The organism is Sideroxyarcus sp. TK5 (assembly GCF_054601595.1).
Genome location: NZ_BAAHSJ010000003.1, coordinates 126,146 through 141,652 on the forward strand (window position 1 = coordinate 126,146; position 15,507 = coordinate 141,652).

A 15,507-nucleotide genomic window follows, 5' to 3' on the forward strand; every position below is an offset into this window, starting at 1 on the left:
AACCAGCATGAACTTCAAAGTTAAGAACGACACCTTCCTGCGCGCGCTGTTGCGCCAGCCTACCGAATACACGCCGCTGTGGATGATGCGCCAGGCCGGTCGTTACCTGCCGGAGTACCGCGCCACCCGTCGCCAGGCCGGCAGCTTCATGGGCCTGTGCAAAAGCCCGGACTTTGCGACCGAAGTGACGCTGCAACCGCTGGACCGCTTCCCGCTGGATGCAGCCATCCTGTTCTCCGACATCCTGACCGTGCCGGACGCGATGGGGCTGGGTCTGTACTTCTCCGAAGGCGAAGGTCCCAAGTTCGAGCGGCCGCTGGAAACCGAAGCCGAAATCATGGCGCTGCAAGTGCCGGACATCGGCAAGGACCTGAAATATGTGACGGACGCTGTATCGCAGATCCGCAAGTCGCTGGATGGCCGCGTGCCGCTGATCGGTTTCTCCGGTAGTCCGTGGACATTGTCCTGCTACATGGTGGAAGGGGGCAGCAGTGACGATTACGCCAAGGTGAAGACCTTGATGTACAAAGAGCCCAAGTTGATGCACCACATCCTGAACGTGACTGCGCAGGCGGTGACCGCATATCTGAATGCGCAGATCGAAGCGGGCGCGCAAGCCGTGATGATCTTCGACTCCTGGGGTGGTGCGCTTTCGCATTCTGCCTACCACGAATTCTCTCTGGCCTATATCCAGCGCATCGTCGATGGTCTGATCAAGGAAAAGGATGGCGTGCGCATCCCGTCCATCGTATTCACCAAGGGTGGCGGTCTGTGGATCGAGAGCATCGCCGATATCGGTTGTGATGCGGTCGGTCTGGACTGGACCATGGACATCGGTGTAGCACGCCAGAAGGTCGGCCACAAGGTCGCGTTGCAAGGCAACCTCGACCCGACCGTGTTGTTCGCCACACCGGAAGTGATCCGCAACGAGGTGGAGAAGGTGTTGTCCAGCTTCGGTTTCGGCAGCGGCCATGTGTTCAATCTGGGCCACGGCATCTCGCAACATACCGACCCCGATAACGCGGCCGCGCTGGTGCAGGCCGTGCATGAACTCAGCAAGAAATATCACTAGAAAACGCTTGACAGGCACCGGTTTATGAACAGGTGTCCAGACCGTAAAGGGCCACGGAAGTGCTATCCGTGGCCTTTTGCATTTATGACGTAATACATTGAAAATAAAGGAAGTAACAAACTGCATGGAAAATGTGCGACAGAAAAAAACTGTATACACTGTTTGCAGTTAGCGCATTTAAAGCGGGTTTGTACACATTGTTATCCACAGGAAATGTGGACAATAAAAAAACTCCATATCGCTCAATGAGATTCGCTAAACTTCAAACAAAACACCGGAAAGATTCTGCATAAAATGTCCATCATACGCGTCGCGCTCGACGTGCCTTTGTCAACCCTTTTCGATTACACCGTCAGTGAAGAAATGCGGATCGAGATCGGGCAGCGCGTGGTCGTGCCATTCGGTCGCAAACAGATGTTGGGCATCGCGATGGAATGGGCCGAAAACTCCGATCTGGAGGCGACTCGGCTCAAGCCGGTCACGCAAGTGCTGGACGATGTACCGCCCCTGCCGCAGGACATGCTTACGCTGCTGCGCTTCTGCAGCGACTATTACCACTTCCCTCTGGGCATGACCGTGTTGTCGTCTCTGCCGGCGCGCCTGCGCAGCGTGGAACCGATCGTCTTGAAACAGTCGGTCGACTACGCCCTGAGCGCGGCAGGCAGAGCGGTCGAAGTGGCGACCCTGCCCAAACGGCGCGTGGTGCAGCAACGCATCCTGCGTGCCTTGCACGAAGCCCCGCGCAGCGGGGCTCAACTGCGCATGCTTTCGCACGGCGCTCCCGCCGCGTTGAAGAGGCTGCTGGAGGCAGGCTGGGTGGAGGCATGCGTGCCGACAAGCTGCACCGCGCACAGCTTCAATGATGCACATGCACTCACCGACGAGCAGCGGCAAGCGGTCGAGGCAGTCACGCAGCAACAAGGCTACGGCTGTTTCCTGCTGCACGGCATCACTGGCAGCGGCAAGACCGAGGTCTATGTGCATCTGATGCACGAGATGCTGCAGCGAGGCGGGCAAGTGTTGCTGCTGGTGCCCGAGATCAACCTCACCCCGCAACTGGAGAACTATTTTCGCAGCCGCTTCCCCGATGCCGTGCTGGTCAGCCTGCATAGCGGTCTGGCCGATGGCGAGCGTGCGCAGAACTGGCTCAAGGCGCAATCCGGGGCGGCGCGTATCGTGCTCGGTACACGTCTGGCCGTGTTCGCCCCGCTGCCGAAATTGGGCCTGATCCTGGTGGACGAAGAACATGATCCCTCGTTCAAACAGCAGGACGGCCTGCGTTACTCGGCGCGCGATGTCGCCATCTTCCGCGCCAGCCAGCGCGGTGTGCCTATCGTGCTGGGCTCTGCAACGCCGTCACTCGAAAGTTGGCATAACGCGCAAAGCGGACGCTACCGCCTGCTCAGACTCACGCAACGCGCGGTGCTGCCCGCCAGTCTGCCCACGGTACGCTGCATGGACGTCACCAAGCTGCCGCTGCAGGATGGCTTGAGCGAGCCGCTGCTGACTGCCATTGAGACAAGGCTGCAGCGCAAGGAACAAAGCCTGATCTTCATCAATCGACGCGGCTATTCGCCGGTGCTGATGTGCAGTGCCTGCGGCTGGATATCCGAATGCAGGAAATGCACGGGCAAACTGGTGTTGCACATGAAAGACCGCAGCCTGCGCTGTCATCACTGCGGCTATCAGCAGCGCGTGCCGCCAGCCTGCCCGACTTGCGGCGATGCCGACCTCAAGCCGGTCGGAATCGGTACGCAGCGACTGGAAGAAACCCTGCAGCGCCGTTTCCCGCAGGCACGCATCCTGCGCGTGGACCGGGACAGCACGCGCAACAAAGGCGCGTGGAGCGCCATGCGCAAGCAGATACACGACGGCGAAGCGGATATTTTGATCGGCACGCAGATGCTGGCCAAAGGACACGACTTCCCCAATCTCACGCTGGTCGGCGTGATCAGCCCTGATGGCGCGCTGTACAGCGCGGATTTTCGTGCCTCGGAAAAACTGTTCGCCCAGTTGACGCAAGTTGGCGGCCGCGCCGGGCGCGCGGACAAAGCGGGCGAGGTCATCGTGCAATCCGCCTTTCCCAACCACCCGCTGTTCCAGGCGTTGCGCGCCCATGACTATGAAAGCTGGGCCAAGACCTTGCTGGCAGAACGCAGCCTGGCGGGCCTGCCGCCGTTCACGTTCCAGGCCTTGTTGAGTGCGGAAAGCCTGCAAGAGCAGTCGGTCATGAAGTTCCTGCATCAGGCGCGGGAAAGTGCCGAGCAGATCGGGGCGGCAGTCGAGATATACGGCGTCGTACCGGCCGCCATGCCCAAGCGTGCCAACCAGCACCGCGCGCAACTGCTGGTGCAAAGCGACGCGCGCAAGACATTGCAGGCCTTTTTGAGGAGTTGGAAAACCGAGCTGGATACTCTGCCATCGCAAAAGGTGCGATGGGCACTGGACATCGATCCGATAGAAAATTGAAAATGACCCGTCAGGGCTATATAAGACCCTACTAATATCGGCGTTATAATGCGCGCGATCAATCGACATGGAGCAGAAAATGGAAATCCAGCGCTTTACCCTCTCCAATGCAGCCCTTCCCCTCAAGACCTTGTTCAGCGGCTACCTGCTGGTGGTCGGTCTGGGCCTGTTGTTCGCCGGCGGGCAGATCATGCTGACCCACGGCATGGCCGACGGCAAAGTCGGCCTGTCGGTCGATGACATCGTCTACAGCTATTACGGCAACCGCGAAGAGGGTTCCAAGCTGGTGTCCAAGCTCAACGGCTCGATGAAGGACAATGCACCTCCCGACGTGCGCATGGCGATGATCAAATGGGCGGAGACCGGAGCTTCCCCGGAGGTGTGGGACAACCGGATCTCCATGGACATCGACCAGTATTGCCAGCCCTGCCATGCCAACATTGCGGGCCTGCCCGACCTCAGCAACAAGGATACGATGAAGAAGCTGCTGGCCGTCGACGAAGGCCAGCCGATGTCCACGCTGACCCGCGTGTCGCACATCCACCTGTTCGGCATCTCGTTCATCTTCTTCTTCGTGGGCTGGATATTCACCTACTCGACCGGAATCTCGCCGATGAACAAGGCCATCCTGATCTCGGTGCCGTTCGGCTTCCTGATTGTGGACGTGCTGGCCTGGTGGTTGACCAAGTTCCACCCCGGTTTCGCCTGGTTCGTCATCATTGGCGGTTTCGGCTACAGCCTTGCGGCGGCCGCTATGATCTTCACCTCGCTGTACCAGATGTGGATTTTGCCGCTACGCAAGAATCATCCGGTTTATCCGCCCTCCGACGCAACGTGAGTTCTGAACAGACACTGCTTGCGCGCATCGCCGCCGTCACGGGCGGCGATGCCGTTTTGACGGGTGAGTCCGCGAGTGCCAACTGCAAAGACTGGCGCGGTCGATATCAGGGCGAAGCGGTCGCGGTCGTCTTCCCCGCCGATACGCAGCAAGTATCCGAGGTCGTGAAACTGTGCGCGGCACAACGCATCGCCATCGTGCCGCAGGGCGGCAACACCAGCCTGTGCGGCGCATCGGTGCCGCTGGCGGACGGCACGCCGCAGATCATCATCAACCTGTCGCGCATGCACCGCATCCGCGAAGTGGATGCCACCAACTACACCATGACGGTGGAAGCGGGCTGCAAGCTGGCCACACTGTACGAGGCGGCGGAGCAAGCAGACCGATTGTTCCCGCTCGGCCTCACCGCCATCGCGCCGCACTGCGAGATCGGCGGCAACCTCTCCACCAACGCCGGCGGCATCGGCGTATTGCGCTACGGAAACGCGCGCGATCTGGTTCTGGGTCTGGAAGTCGTACTGCCGGACGGCAATATCTGGCATGGCCTGCGCCGCCTGCGCAAGGACAACACCGGCTACGACCTGAAGCATCTGTTCATCGGCGCAGAAGGCACACTGGGCATCATCACCGCCGCAGTGCTCAAACTGTTCCCGCGTCCGCGCGCCACAGCGACCGCCTGCATCGCCGTGCGCGATCCCGCAGCAGCAGTCGCCCTGCTGGCGAATCTGCGCGCAAGTTGCGGCGACACCATCAGCGGTTTCGAGCTCATTTCGCGCTCCTGTCTCGAACTGGTGTTCAAGCACATAGACGACACGCACGAACCTTTCGCTGTGCCGCACGAATGGCTGGTCATCACCAAGCTGAGCAACGTCCTGCCCGCTCCGCTGGACGATGCCCTGCGCACCGCATTGCAGGATTTCGATGGCGTCATAGCATTCGAGATCACCTGTGATGAAGCGCATGCCGAGCGCTGGTGGAAGCTGCGCAAGAACATCGCCGAAGCGCAAAAGGCCGAAGGCATCAGCATCAAGCACGACGTGTCGGTACCGGTCAGCCGCGTGGCGGATTTCATCGCCGACGCCAGCGCCGCGCTGCGTGCGGAATACGACGGCATCCGCATCGTCGCCTTCGGCCATATGGGCGACGGCAACATCCACTACAATATCTCCATGCTCGATGCCGCGCAGAACGATGCCTTCATCAAACAGCATGAGCACGACGTCAACCGCATCGTGTATCAAGTCGTCGCCGCACTGGACGGCAGCATCAGCGCCGAACACGGCCTGGGCCAGCTCAAGCGCGAAGAAGTCACCCACTACAAGAGTGCGCTGGAGCTGCAACTGATGCGCGACATCAAACGGACCCTCGACCCGCACGGCCTGATGAATCCCGGCAAGGTGGTGTAAGCTCCCGCCATCGAAACACCCACGGAGGCAACGATGGCGAACCAACCCGAGATCACCAACATGGCCCTGTTCTGCGATTTCGAGAACGTGGCGCTGGGCGTGCGCGATGCCAAATACGCGCAATTCGACATAAAGAAAGTGCTGGAACGCTTGCTGCTGAAGGGCGGCATCGTGGTCAAGAAAGCCTATTGCGACTGGGAGCGCTACAAGGAATTCAAGGCGCCCATGCATGAAGCCTCGTTTGAACTGATCGAGATCCCGCACGTAAGACAAAGCGGAAAGAACTCCGCCGACATCCGTCTGGTCGTGGATGCGCTCGACCTCTGCTACACCAAGGCTCACATTGACACCTTTGTCATCATCAGCGGCGATTCCGATTTCTCGCCGCTGGTCTCCAAGCTGCGCGAAAACAACAAATATGTGATCGGCATCGGCGTGAAGGATTCGACATCGGACCTGCTCAGCGCCAATTGCGACGAATTCATCTTCTACGACGACCTGGTACGTGTGCAGGAGGCCAAGAAAAAGCAGGCTGCCAGGAAGGCGCCGGCCAAGGCGAAAGCGGAAACGGCCAAACCCGCTGCCGCGAAGAGTGAAGACGACAAGAAACAGGAGGCCATGGATTTCCTGGTCGAGACCGTCGAAGGCCTGATCTCTGAACGCGGCTCGGACGAAAAACTCTGGTACTCGATGGTCAAACCCACCATGCAACGCCGCAAGCCCGGCTTCAACGAATCCTATTATGGCTACCGCTCTTTCAAGGAATTGATGGAGGATGCCCAGAGGCACAAACTGGTGGCGTTGGTGAAAGATGAAAAATCGGGGCAATACATGATACGCATGCCGACGACGGAATGACTGGCTGCATTAATCCTGGCCACGTCATCACGCAAACCCGAAACGGCTCGAATGCTATAATCCGCGCCTCTTTTGAAGGCGTGCCGCAATGTCCGTAGTCCTGAATTTCAGATCCCATCTTTCCGAATTGTTCGCGCAGGCGTTACGCGAGGTGTCGCCGGAGTCGGGCGACACCGCCATCCTCATCGAGCGGCCCAAGCAGGCCGCGCACGGTGATTACGCCTGCAACCTGGCGATGCAACTGGCCAAGCCGCTACGTAAGCCGCCGCGAGACATTGCCAATGCGCTGATTGCGGCCTTGCCCAGGACAGAATTCATCGAAAAGGTGGAGATTGCGGGCGCGGGTTTCATCAATGTGTTCCTGACTACGACGGCGAAACAGGCAGTGGTGAACAGCGTGCTGACGGCGGGCGCGGGTTACGGCCATGTGCATGTCGGACAGGGGCGCAAGGTGGGCGTGGAGTTCGTTTCGGCCAACCCGACCGGGCCGCTGCATGTCGGCCACGGGCGCGGCGCGGCGGTGGGCGATTGCCTGTGCAATGTGCTGCATGCGGCGGGCTGGAACGTGACGCGCGAGTTCTACTACAACGACGCGGGCGTGCAGATCGACAACCTGACCTTGTCGGTGCAACTGCGCTGCAAGGGCATCACGCCGAACGATCCTTCCTGGCCGGATTCCGGTTATCGCGGCGATTACATCCAGGATGTGGCGGATGCCTACATGGCGAAGGAGGCCGTGGAGGCGGACGACCAGCACATCACCGGCAAGGGCGATGCCGACGACAAGGAGGCGATCCGCCACTTTGCGGTGGCCTATCTGCGCCGCGAACAGGATTTGGACCTGCGCGCCTTCCAGGTGGAGTTCGATGTGTTCTCGCTGGAGTCGGCGCTGTATACAGAGGGCAAGGTCGAAGCGACGGTGCAGAGGCTGATCGCCAGCGGCCACACCTACGAACAGGACGACGCGTTGTGGTTGCGCACCACCGATTTCGGCGACGATAAAGACCGCGTGATGCGCAAGAGCGACGGCGGCTACACCTATTTCGTGCCGGATGTGGCCTACCACCTGGAGAAATGGAAGCGCGGTTTCGTGCGCGTGATCAACGAGCAGGGCTCCGACCACCATTCCACCATCACCCGCGTGCGCGCCGGTCTGCAGGCGCTGGATGCGGGCATCCCGCAAGGGTGGCCGGACTATGTGCTGCACCAGATGGTGACCGTGCTGAAGAACGGCGAAGAGGTGAAGATATCCAAGCGCGCGGGCAGCTATGTGACGCTGCGTGACCTGATCGACGAGGTGGGCTGCGATGCCACGCGCTACTTCCTCGCCGCTCGCTCGCCTGATTCGCAGCTGGTGTTCGATATCGATCTGGCCAAGTCGCAGAGCAACGACAACCCGGTGTATTACATCCAGTACGCGCATGCCCGTATCAGCACGGTGCTGAACCAGTGGGGCGGCGACAAGCAGGCCTTGCACGCGGCCGACCTGTCGGTGCTGGACAGCGACTACGAGAAGGTGTTGCTGCAGAAGATGATCGATTTCCCCACGGTGATCGAGACGGCCGCGAACGATCTGGCACCGCACCAGATTGCGGTCTACCTGAAGGACTTTGCCGCTGATTTTCACAGCTATTACAATGCGTCGCGCTTCCTGGTCGATGACGAGCGGCTAAAGCTGGCAAGGCTGGCATTGATCGCCGCCATCGCGCAGGTGCTACGGAACGGATTGTCGCTGCTCGGTGTCTCAGCGCCCGAGCAAATGTAACCAGGGTTGATAGAAGCGCCCATCTCACTAAAGGAACAACATGGCTTCTGCAGGCGGACCACAGAAATCCAAGGCGCTCGCTTCGCTGATCATCGGCATGGTGATCGGCGTCTCCATCGCGGGCATCGTCGCTTGGTACATGGTCAAGAAGAATCCGGCCACCTTCAGCCAGCCCTCGGTGGCGCGCGAAGTGCCTAAACCGGTGCCGCAGATCGTGGTACCGCAACCGAAGCCGGTCGAGCCGGCAGATCAGGCTGCGCAGCCGCAGTATGAGTTCTACAAGGTGTTGCCGGATAAATCAGAAGGCACAACTGCCGCCAAGCCATCGCCTGTCGCCAAGCCGCAACCCAAAGTGCCGGTGGATGCCACACCCTATCTGGTGCAGGCTGGCTCGTTCCAGAACGTTGAAGACGCGGAGAAACTCAAGGCACGCCTGGCGCTGGGCGGTTTCGAGGCCAGTATCGTCAGTGTTACCCTCCCCGAAAAAGGGGTGTGGCATCGTGTCCGCCTTGGCCCGTTCGCGGGGCTGGCTGCTGCGAACGCCACCATCGCCAGTCTTAAAACGAACGGCGTCACCGCGACAGCAGTGCGCGCCCAATAACCACAGGAGAAGGATATGACCCTCATGCGTAAACTGATCGTGGGATTGCTGATGTTGTGTGCGGTGCAGGTACAGGCCGAAGTGATGGCGGGCCGCGACTACAAGGTGCTGAAACCGGCCCAGCCGACATCCAGCGGCAGCAAGGTTGAGGTGCTGGAATTCTTCTTCTACGGCTGTTCGCACTGCTTCCATCTGCACGGCCCGTTCAGCAGCTGGGAGAAGACCATGCCCAAGGACGTCGACCTGCAATACGTGCCGGTCATCTTCCGCGATTCCTGGGAGCCGATGGCACGCACCTTCTATGCGCTTGAAGCGATGGGCGTGCGTGACAAGCTGCACAACGATTTGTTCGAGGCCTGGAACGTGTTCGGCACCGACTTGAGCGACCAGGAGAAGATCTCCGCCTTCGTCGCCAAGCGCGGTGTCGATCGCAGCAAGTTCGATGCGGCCTACAACTCCTTCACACTCGCCGGCAAAGTCGCGCGCAGCAACCAGCTGGTGCGCAGCTACGGTGTGCGCGGCACGCCGACCATCGCTGTGGACGGCAAGTACATCATCACCGGACTGGAGCCGGCCGACACCATCCGCGTACTGAACGAAGTCATCAAGATCGCCCGCAAGGAACGCAGCAAGAACAAATGAAGGTAGTCATCTCCGGCGCGTCGAGCGGCATCGGTCTGGCCCTCGCGCACCATTATCTGCAGCGCGGCGCGACCGTCGCCGTCTTCGCCCGGCGCGGCGAGCTGCTGCAGGAACTCTCCATGCAGTACCCCGGCAAGGTCTTCCCCTACGCGCTGGATGTGTGCGTTGCGGCCGCCATCAGCGCGGCGGCAGATGATTTCATGGCGCGCAGCGGCGTGCCGGACATCGTGATCGCCAACGCGGGCGTGAGCATCGGCACCCTGACCCGTCATGCCGAAGACAGCGATGTGTTCAGGCATGTGATGGAGATCAATGTGCTGGGTGCGGTGCACACCTTTCAGCCCTTCATCGCAAAGATGCGCGAAGCGCGTCACGGCCGACTTGTGGGCATCGCCAGCGTGGCTGGTTTCCGCGGCCTGCCCGGTGCGGGTGCGTATTCCGCCTCCAAGGCGGCGCTGATCTCGTACATGGAATCGTTGCGGTTGGAGATGCACGGCAGCGGTGTCAAAGTCGTGACCATCTGCCCCGGTTACATCCGCACTCCGATGACCGACATCAACCCCTATCCCATGCCGTTCATGCTGGAAGTGGACGATGCGGCACGGCGCTTCGCGCGAGTGATCGAACGCGGCTGTTCGTTCAAGGTGGTGCCCTGGCAGATGGCCATCGTCGGGCGGATGATGAAATTGTTGCCGAACTGGTTGTATGACCGCCTTTTCGCCAAAGCGCCGCACAAGCCGCGCGCGCAAGGCTGATGGCGATCTACCGGCGATTCATCAAGGGCGGCGTGCCGGAATATCTCGCGCGCCATTACTGGTGGGCCTATCTGTGGGACAGGAGCCTGTGGTTCTTCGACCATCAGCCGGTCATCAATGCCATCCTGTTCGGTCAGTACGAGAAGCTGTTGCGCAAGACGCTGCATCATGTCGACGCTCGCTCGGGTGCGCGCCTTCTGCAGTTGACCTGTGTCTACGGCAAGCTGACACCTGCGCTGTTCCGCAATGCTGACAACGAGGTGCACCTGTGCGATGTGGCGAGCGGCCAGCTGGCGCTGGCGCACCGCAAGACTCAGGGCATCGCGCGGCGCATCCACCTGTCGCGCATGAACGCCGAGACGCTGGCCTACGCCAGCGACGCCTTCGACCAGATCATCCTGTTCTTCCTGTTCCATGAGCTGCCGGCCGAGGCGCGGCAGCGTGTCTACGACGAGATGGCGCGCGTGCTGAAGCCGGGCGGGTCGGTATTGATCACGGAATACGCGGCGACGCCGCAGCATCATCCGCTGTACCGCTTTCCGCTCACGCGCTGGATACTGGGTACGCTGGAGCCGTTCCTGCCGGGGTTCTGGCAGGAGGATGTGACGGCAAAACTGGATGAGGCGCTACATAAACAAGGCAAGCGTCTGGCGGGAGCGCCGCACGAAGAGCATTGCTTCGGCGGCTTCTACCGGGTGATGCGTTTTGAGATTGCGGCTGACTAGCCTGCCAGCTTTGCTTTCAGGATTTCGTTCAGTTGCGCCGGGTTGGCCTGGCCCTTGCTGGCCTTCATGGCCTGGCCGACGAAGAAGCCGAACAGCTTGTCCTTGCCAGAACGATACTCAGCGACCTTGTCGGTGTTCGCCGCCATGATCTCGTCCACGATCTTCTCGATTGCACCGGAATCTGAGACCTGTTTCAAGCCCATTTGCTCGATAAGCAGGTCAACATTAGTAGTGTCTTGGGCGGTCCAAAGCGCACTGAAGAGTTTCTTTGCCCCGGCATTTGAGATTGTTGAATCAGTAATTCGCGAAATTAGCTTCCCTAGGCTTTCCGCAGGCACTCGAATTGCGTCACGCCCAGGAACTCCATCTCTAACTTCGCTTGCAGCAGGTTCGCCATTTTCATCTTTTGCGCCCTCAGTCATGAAACGGCGGACATCATTAATCACCCAATTCGCAGCGAGTTTTGGCTGATTGCATGCTTGAGCTGTCGCTTCAAAATATTCTGCAATGCCCTTACTTTGCGTCAGTACGTTTGCGTCGTAAGCAGACAACCCCAAGTCGCGGACATAGCGTTCTTGTTTTGTGTGCGGCAGCTCGGGCAGCGTCGCGGCTACCTGCTGTTTCCACTCCTCGCTGATCTCCAGCGGCAACAGGTCGGGATCGGGGAAATAGCGGTAGTCGTGCGCGTCTTCCTTGGTGCGCATCACGCGCGTCTCGCCGGTGTCCGGGTCGAACAGCACGGTGGCTTGCTGGATGCTGCCGCCGTCTTCCAGCACTGCGATCTGGTGCTGCACTTCGTAGTTGATCGCCTGCTCCAGAAAGCGGAAGGAGTTGAGGTTCTTGATCTCGCGGCGCGTGCCGAACGGCGTGCCGGGTTTATGCACCGACACATTGGCATCGCAGCGGAACGACCCTTCCTGCATGTTGCCGTCGCAGATGCCGATCCACTGCACCAGCGTGTGCAATGTCTTGGCATAGGCCACGGCCTCTGCGGCAGAGCGCATGTCAGGTTCGGACACGATCTCCAGTAGCGGTGTACCGGCACGGTTGAGGTCGATGCCGGTCATGCCGTGGAAATCCTCATGCAGCGACTTGCCGGCATCCTCTTCCAGATGCGCGCGCGTGAGGCGCACCACCTTCTCGTACGCAGGCTGCTTGCCCTGCGCCGGCACCTGTATGGTCAGCGCGCCTTGCCCGACCACCGGCAGCTCGAACTGGCTGATCTGGTAGCCCTTGGGCAGGTCGGGGTAGAAGTAGTTCTTGCGTGCGAACACCGAACGCGGGGCGATGTGCGCGCCGGTGGCGAGACCGAACTTGATGGCGCGTTCGACCGCGCCCTTGTTCAACACTGGCAACACGCCGGGCAGCGCCAGGCTCACTGCATCGGCTTGCGTGTTCGGCTCTGCGCCGAACGCAGTCGATGCGCCGCAGAAGATCTTGGATTGGGTCGAAAGCTGCACGTGCACTTCCAGACCGATGACGATTTCCCAGCTCATGTTCAGATTCCTTGCGGCGCGCGGCTGTGCCAGTCGGTCGCCAGTTGATATTGGTGCGCCACGTTCAGCATGCGCGCTTCGTCGAAATAGTTGCCGATGATCTGCAGGCCGACCGGCATATCGTTGTCGCCGAAACCACAGGGGATGGACATGCCGGGCAGGCCGGCCAGGTTCACCGCGATGGTGTAGATGTCGGACAGGTACATCTGCACCGGATCGTCGCCCTTCTCGCCCAGCTTGAAGGCGGTGGAGGGCGAGGTCGGCCCCATGATCACGTCGCATTGCTTGTAGGCTTCGACGAAATCCTGCGCGATCAGGCGGCGGATCTTCTGCGCCTTGATGTAATACGCGTCGTAGTAGCCGTGGCTCAGCACATAGGTGCCGATCATGATGCGGCGCTGCACTTCCGCGCCGAAACCCTGCGCACGGCTCTTCTCGTACATGTCGGCGAGGTCGCTGTATTCGGGTGCGCGGTAACCGTAACGCACGCCGTCGAAACGCGACAGGTTGCTGGAGGCTTCCGCGGGGGCCAGCACGTAGTACACCGGCACGGATAGCTTGGAGTTGGGCAGGCTGATGTCGACGATGGTCGCGCCCAGCTTCTTGTATTCGGCGATGGCGGCTTCGATGGCCTTGGCGACATCCGCGCCCATGCCTTCCGCGAAGAATTCCTTGGGCAAGCCGATGCGCAGACCGGTCAGCGGTTTGTTCAGGTCGCGCGTGTAGTCTTCCTTGTCGCGTTGCAGGCTGGTGGAATCGCGCTCGTCGAAACCGGCCATCACGTTCATCATCAGCGCCAGGTCTTCGGCGCTGCGGCCCATGGGACCTGCCTGATCGAGGCTGGAAGCGAAGGCGATCATGCCGTAGCGTGAGCACACGCCGTAGGTCGGTTTCAACCCGGAGATACCGCACAGGGCGGCGGGCTGGCGGATGGAGCCGCCGGTGTCCGTACCGGTGGCGGCGGCACAGAGACGTGCGGCGACCGCTGCGGCCGTGCCGCCGGACGAACCGCCCGGCACGCGTGCCGTATCCCACGGGTTCTTCACCGGGCCGTAGTACGAGGTCTCGTTGGACGAGCCCATGGCGAACTCGTCCATGTTGGTCTTGCCGAGGTTAATCGCGCCCGCGTTGTTGAATTGCGAAATGATGTGCGCGTCGTAGGGCGACACGAAGTTGTGCAGCATCTTGGAGCCGCAGGTGGTCAGCCAGTCCTTGGCGCAGAAGATGTCCTTTTGCGCGATGGGGATGCCGGTCAGCGCATCGGCGCTGCCTGCCGCGAGGCGCGCATCGGCCGCTTTGGCCTGAGCCAGCGATTTCTCCGCATCGATGGAGATGTAGGCGTTGAGCTGGGGGTTCAGCCGCGCCATGCGGTCAAGATAGCTTTGCGTCAGCTCGACGCTGGAGATCTTCCTGGCGCGCAAAGCGTCGCCCATTTGTTTGAGACTGGATTCGAACATGCTGGATTACTCGATGACTTTAGGAACGAGGAACAGGCCCTGTTCCACCTGCGGGGCGATGGCCTGGAAGGCTTCGCGCTGGTTGCTTTCGGTGACCTTGTCCTCGCGCAAGCGCTGGGCCAGATCCTGGCTGTGCGACATCGGCTCCACGCCGTCGGTATCGACAGCCTGCATCTCGGCGATCAGGCCGAAGATGCCGTTGAGCTGGTTGCGGGAGGTTTCGATCTCGGACGGGCTCATCGCGAGACGAGCCAGACGGGCGACTTTTTCGACATCCTGAGTGCTTAAAGACATGGCAAAGACTATATTCAAACTGGGCCGATAGGGTATCATACGCGGCCATTCGCGGCACCTCTTTAGACTACGGGAACCAACATGTTCGGACTGTTCAACAACTACTTCTCCAACGACCTCGCCATCGACCTTGGCACCGCCAACACGTTGATCTGGCTACGCGGACACGGCATCGTGCTCGACGAGCCGTCCGTGGTGGCGATCCGGCAGGAGGGCGGTCCGAACGGCAAGAAGGTGATCCAGCAGGTCGGTCTGGCCGCGAAGCAGATGCTGGGCCGCACGCCGGGCAACATCACCGCCATCCGCCCGATGAAGGACGGTGTGATCGCCGACTTCACCGTCACCGAACAGATGCTCAAGCAGTTCATCCGCCGCGTACACAAATCCAGCATCTTCACACCCAGCCCGCGCATCGTGATCTGTGTACCGTGCGGTTCGACCCAGGTCGAGCGCCGCGCCATCCGTGAATCAGCCTACGGTGCCGGTGCACGTCGCGTGGAACTGATCGAAGAGCCGATGGCGGCCGCGATCGGTGCCGACCTGCCGGTGGAAGACGCGACCGGCTCCATGGTGGTGGACATCGGCGGCGGCACCACCGAAGTGGGCGTGATCTCGCTGGGCGGTGCGGTGTACTCCGGTTCCGTGCGCGTCGGCGGCGACAAGTTCGACGATGCCATCATCAACTACATCCGCCGCAACTACGGTATGCTGATCGGCGAGACCACCGCCGAGCAGATCAAGAAGCAGATCGGTTCCGCCTTTCCCGGCAGCGAAGTGCGCGAGATGGAAGTGAACGGCCGCAATCTGGCCGAAGGCGTGCCGCGCAGCTTCACCATCTCCAGCAACGAGATCCTCGAAGCGTTGACCGATCCGCTGAACAGCATCGTCAGCGCCGTGAAGACCGCGCTGGAACAGACTCCGCCGGAACTGGGCGCGGACATCGCCAGCAAAGGCATGGTGCTGACCGGCGGCGGTGCATTGCTGCGCGATCTCGACCGTCTGCTGATGGAAGAGACCGGCCTGCCGGTGGTGATCGCCGACGATCCTTTGACCTGCGTCGTGCGCGGTTCCGGCAAGGCACTGGACTGCATGGACAAATACACCAACATCTTCACCTCCGATTGATCTA

The 15,507-nt window shown here is 60.7% G+C and carries 14 protein-coding genes; 11 read left to right on the top strand and 3 right to left on the bottom strand.

The annotated features are described in order from the left end of the window. Window positions 1–7 precede the first annotated feature (7 nt). The 10 genes from hemE (at window position 8) to rquA (ending at window position 11,131) form a co-directional block, all read left to right on the top strand. On the top strand, window positions 8–1,072 hold the full coding sequence (gene hemE / locus ACYPYQ_RS06430; RefSeq protein WP_459721536.1) for a uroporphyrinogen decarboxylase: 1,065 nt from the start codon (window positions 8–10) through the stop codon (window positions 1,070–1,072). A 294-nt stretch (window positions 1,073–1,366) separates the two neighbouring features. Continuing rightward, the gene (locus ACYPYQ_RS06435; protein ID WP_459721539.1) at window positions 1,367–3,541 is read left to right on the top strand and encodes a primosomal protein N'; all 2,175 of its coding nucleotides are present in this window, start codon (window positions 1,367–1,369) and stop codon (window positions 3,539–3,541) included. Window positions 3,542–3,620: 79 nt separating this feature from the next. Then, entirely contained in the window at window positions 3,621–4,379 is a 759-nt protein-coding gene (locus tag ACYPYQ_RS06440) for an elongation factor-1 alpha (RefSeq protein ID WP_459721542.1), read from the top strand. Continuing rightward, window positions 4,376–5,785 carry an FAD-binding oxidoreductase gene (locus tag ACYPYQ_RS06445; protein ID WP_459721545.1) on the top strand — a complete coding sequence of 470 codons (1,410 nt, stop codon included), beginning with the start codon at window positions 4,376–4,378 and terminating at the stop codon, window positions 5,783–5,785. Before ACYPYQ_RS06440 ends, ACYPYQ_RS06445 begins: the two co-directional genes overlap by 4 nt. Before the next feature lie 33 nt (window positions 5,786–5,818). Then, window positions 5,819–6,643 (top strand): NYN domain-containing protein, encoded by an 825-nt coding sequence (locus ACYPYQ_RS06450; RefSeq protein ID WP_459721548.1) that lies wholly within the window; start codon window positions 5,819–5,821, stop codon window positions 6,641–6,643. 88 nt (window positions 6,644–6,731) lie between these two features. Beyond that, complete coding sequence (gene argS / locus ACYPYQ_RS06455; protein ID WP_459721551.1) at window positions 6,732–8,408, top strand: arginine--tRNA ligase; 1,677 nt, start codon at window positions 6,732–6,734, stop codon at window positions 8,406–8,408. Window positions 8,409–8,448: 40 nt separating this feature from the next. Next, window positions 8,449–9,009 (top strand): SPOR domain-containing protein, encoded by a 561-nt coding sequence (locus ACYPYQ_RS06460; protein ID WP_459721555.1) that lies wholly within the window; start codon window positions 8,449–8,451, stop codon window positions 9,007–9,009. A gap of 15 nt (window positions 9,010–9,024) precedes the next feature. Next, entirely contained in the window at window positions 9,025–9,651 is a 627-nt protein-coding gene (locus ACYPYQ_RS06465) for a thiol:disulfide interchange protein DsbA/DsbL (protein ID WP_459721558.1), read from the top strand. After that, complete coding sequence (locus ACYPYQ_RS06470; RefSeq protein WP_459721560.1) at window positions 9,648–10,406, top strand: SDR family oxidoreductase; 759 nt, start codon at window positions 9,648–9,650, stop codon at window positions 10,404–10,406. Before ACYPYQ_RS06465 ends, ACYPYQ_RS06470 begins: the two co-directional genes overlap by 4 nt. Continuing rightward, window positions 10,406–11,131 (top strand): rhodoquinone biosynthesis methyltransferase RquA, encoded by a 726-nt coding sequence (gene rquA, locus ACYPYQ_RS06475; RefSeq protein WP_459721563.1) that lies wholly within the window; start codon window positions 10,406–10,408, stop codon window positions 11,129–11,131. The genes ACYPYQ_RS06470 and rquA overlap by 1 nt, the downstream gene beginning before the upstream one ends. Here rquA and gatB read toward each other — a convergent pair. From gatB to gatC, 3 genes are read right to left on the bottom strand one after another with little or no spacing between them, the layout of a single operon-like run. Further along, the gene (gatB, locus tag ACYPYQ_RS06480) at window positions 11,128–12,627 is read right to left on the bottom strand and encodes an Asp-tRNA(Asn)/Glu-tRNA(Gln) amidotransferase subunit GatB (RefSeq protein ID WP_459721566.1); all 1,500 of its coding nucleotides are present in this window, start codon (window positions 12,625–12,627) and stop codon (window positions 11,128–11,130) included. The genes rquA and gatB overlap by 4 nt on opposite strands. 2 nt (window positions 12,628–12,629) lie before the next feature. Further along, window positions 12,630–14,084, bottom strand: a complete 1,455-nt coding sequence (gene gatA, locus ACYPYQ_RS06485) for an Asp-tRNA(Asn)/Glu-tRNA(Gln) amidotransferase subunit GatA (protein WP_459721568.1) — start codon at window positions 14,082–14,084, stop codon at window positions 12,630–12,632. A gap of 6 nt (window positions 14,085–14,090) precedes the next feature. Continuing rightward, a complete protein-coding gene (gatC, locus tag ACYPYQ_RS06490) occupies window positions 14,091–14,378 on the bottom strand; it encodes an Asp-tRNA(Asn)/Glu-tRNA(Gln) amidotransferase subunit GatC (RefSeq protein WP_459721571.1) in 288 nt (95 codons plus the stop codon). A gap of 81 nt (window positions 14,379–14,459) precedes the next feature. On the opposite strand from gatC, the gene ACYPYQ_RS06495 reads away from it, so the two are divergent. Further along, window positions 14,460–15,503, top strand: a complete 1,044-nt coding sequence (locus tag ACYPYQ_RS06495; RefSeq protein ID WP_459721574.1) for a rod shape-determining protein — start codon at window positions 14,460–14,462, stop codon at window positions 15,501–15,503. The last annotated feature ends 4 nt before the right edge of the window (window positions 15,504–15,507 follow it).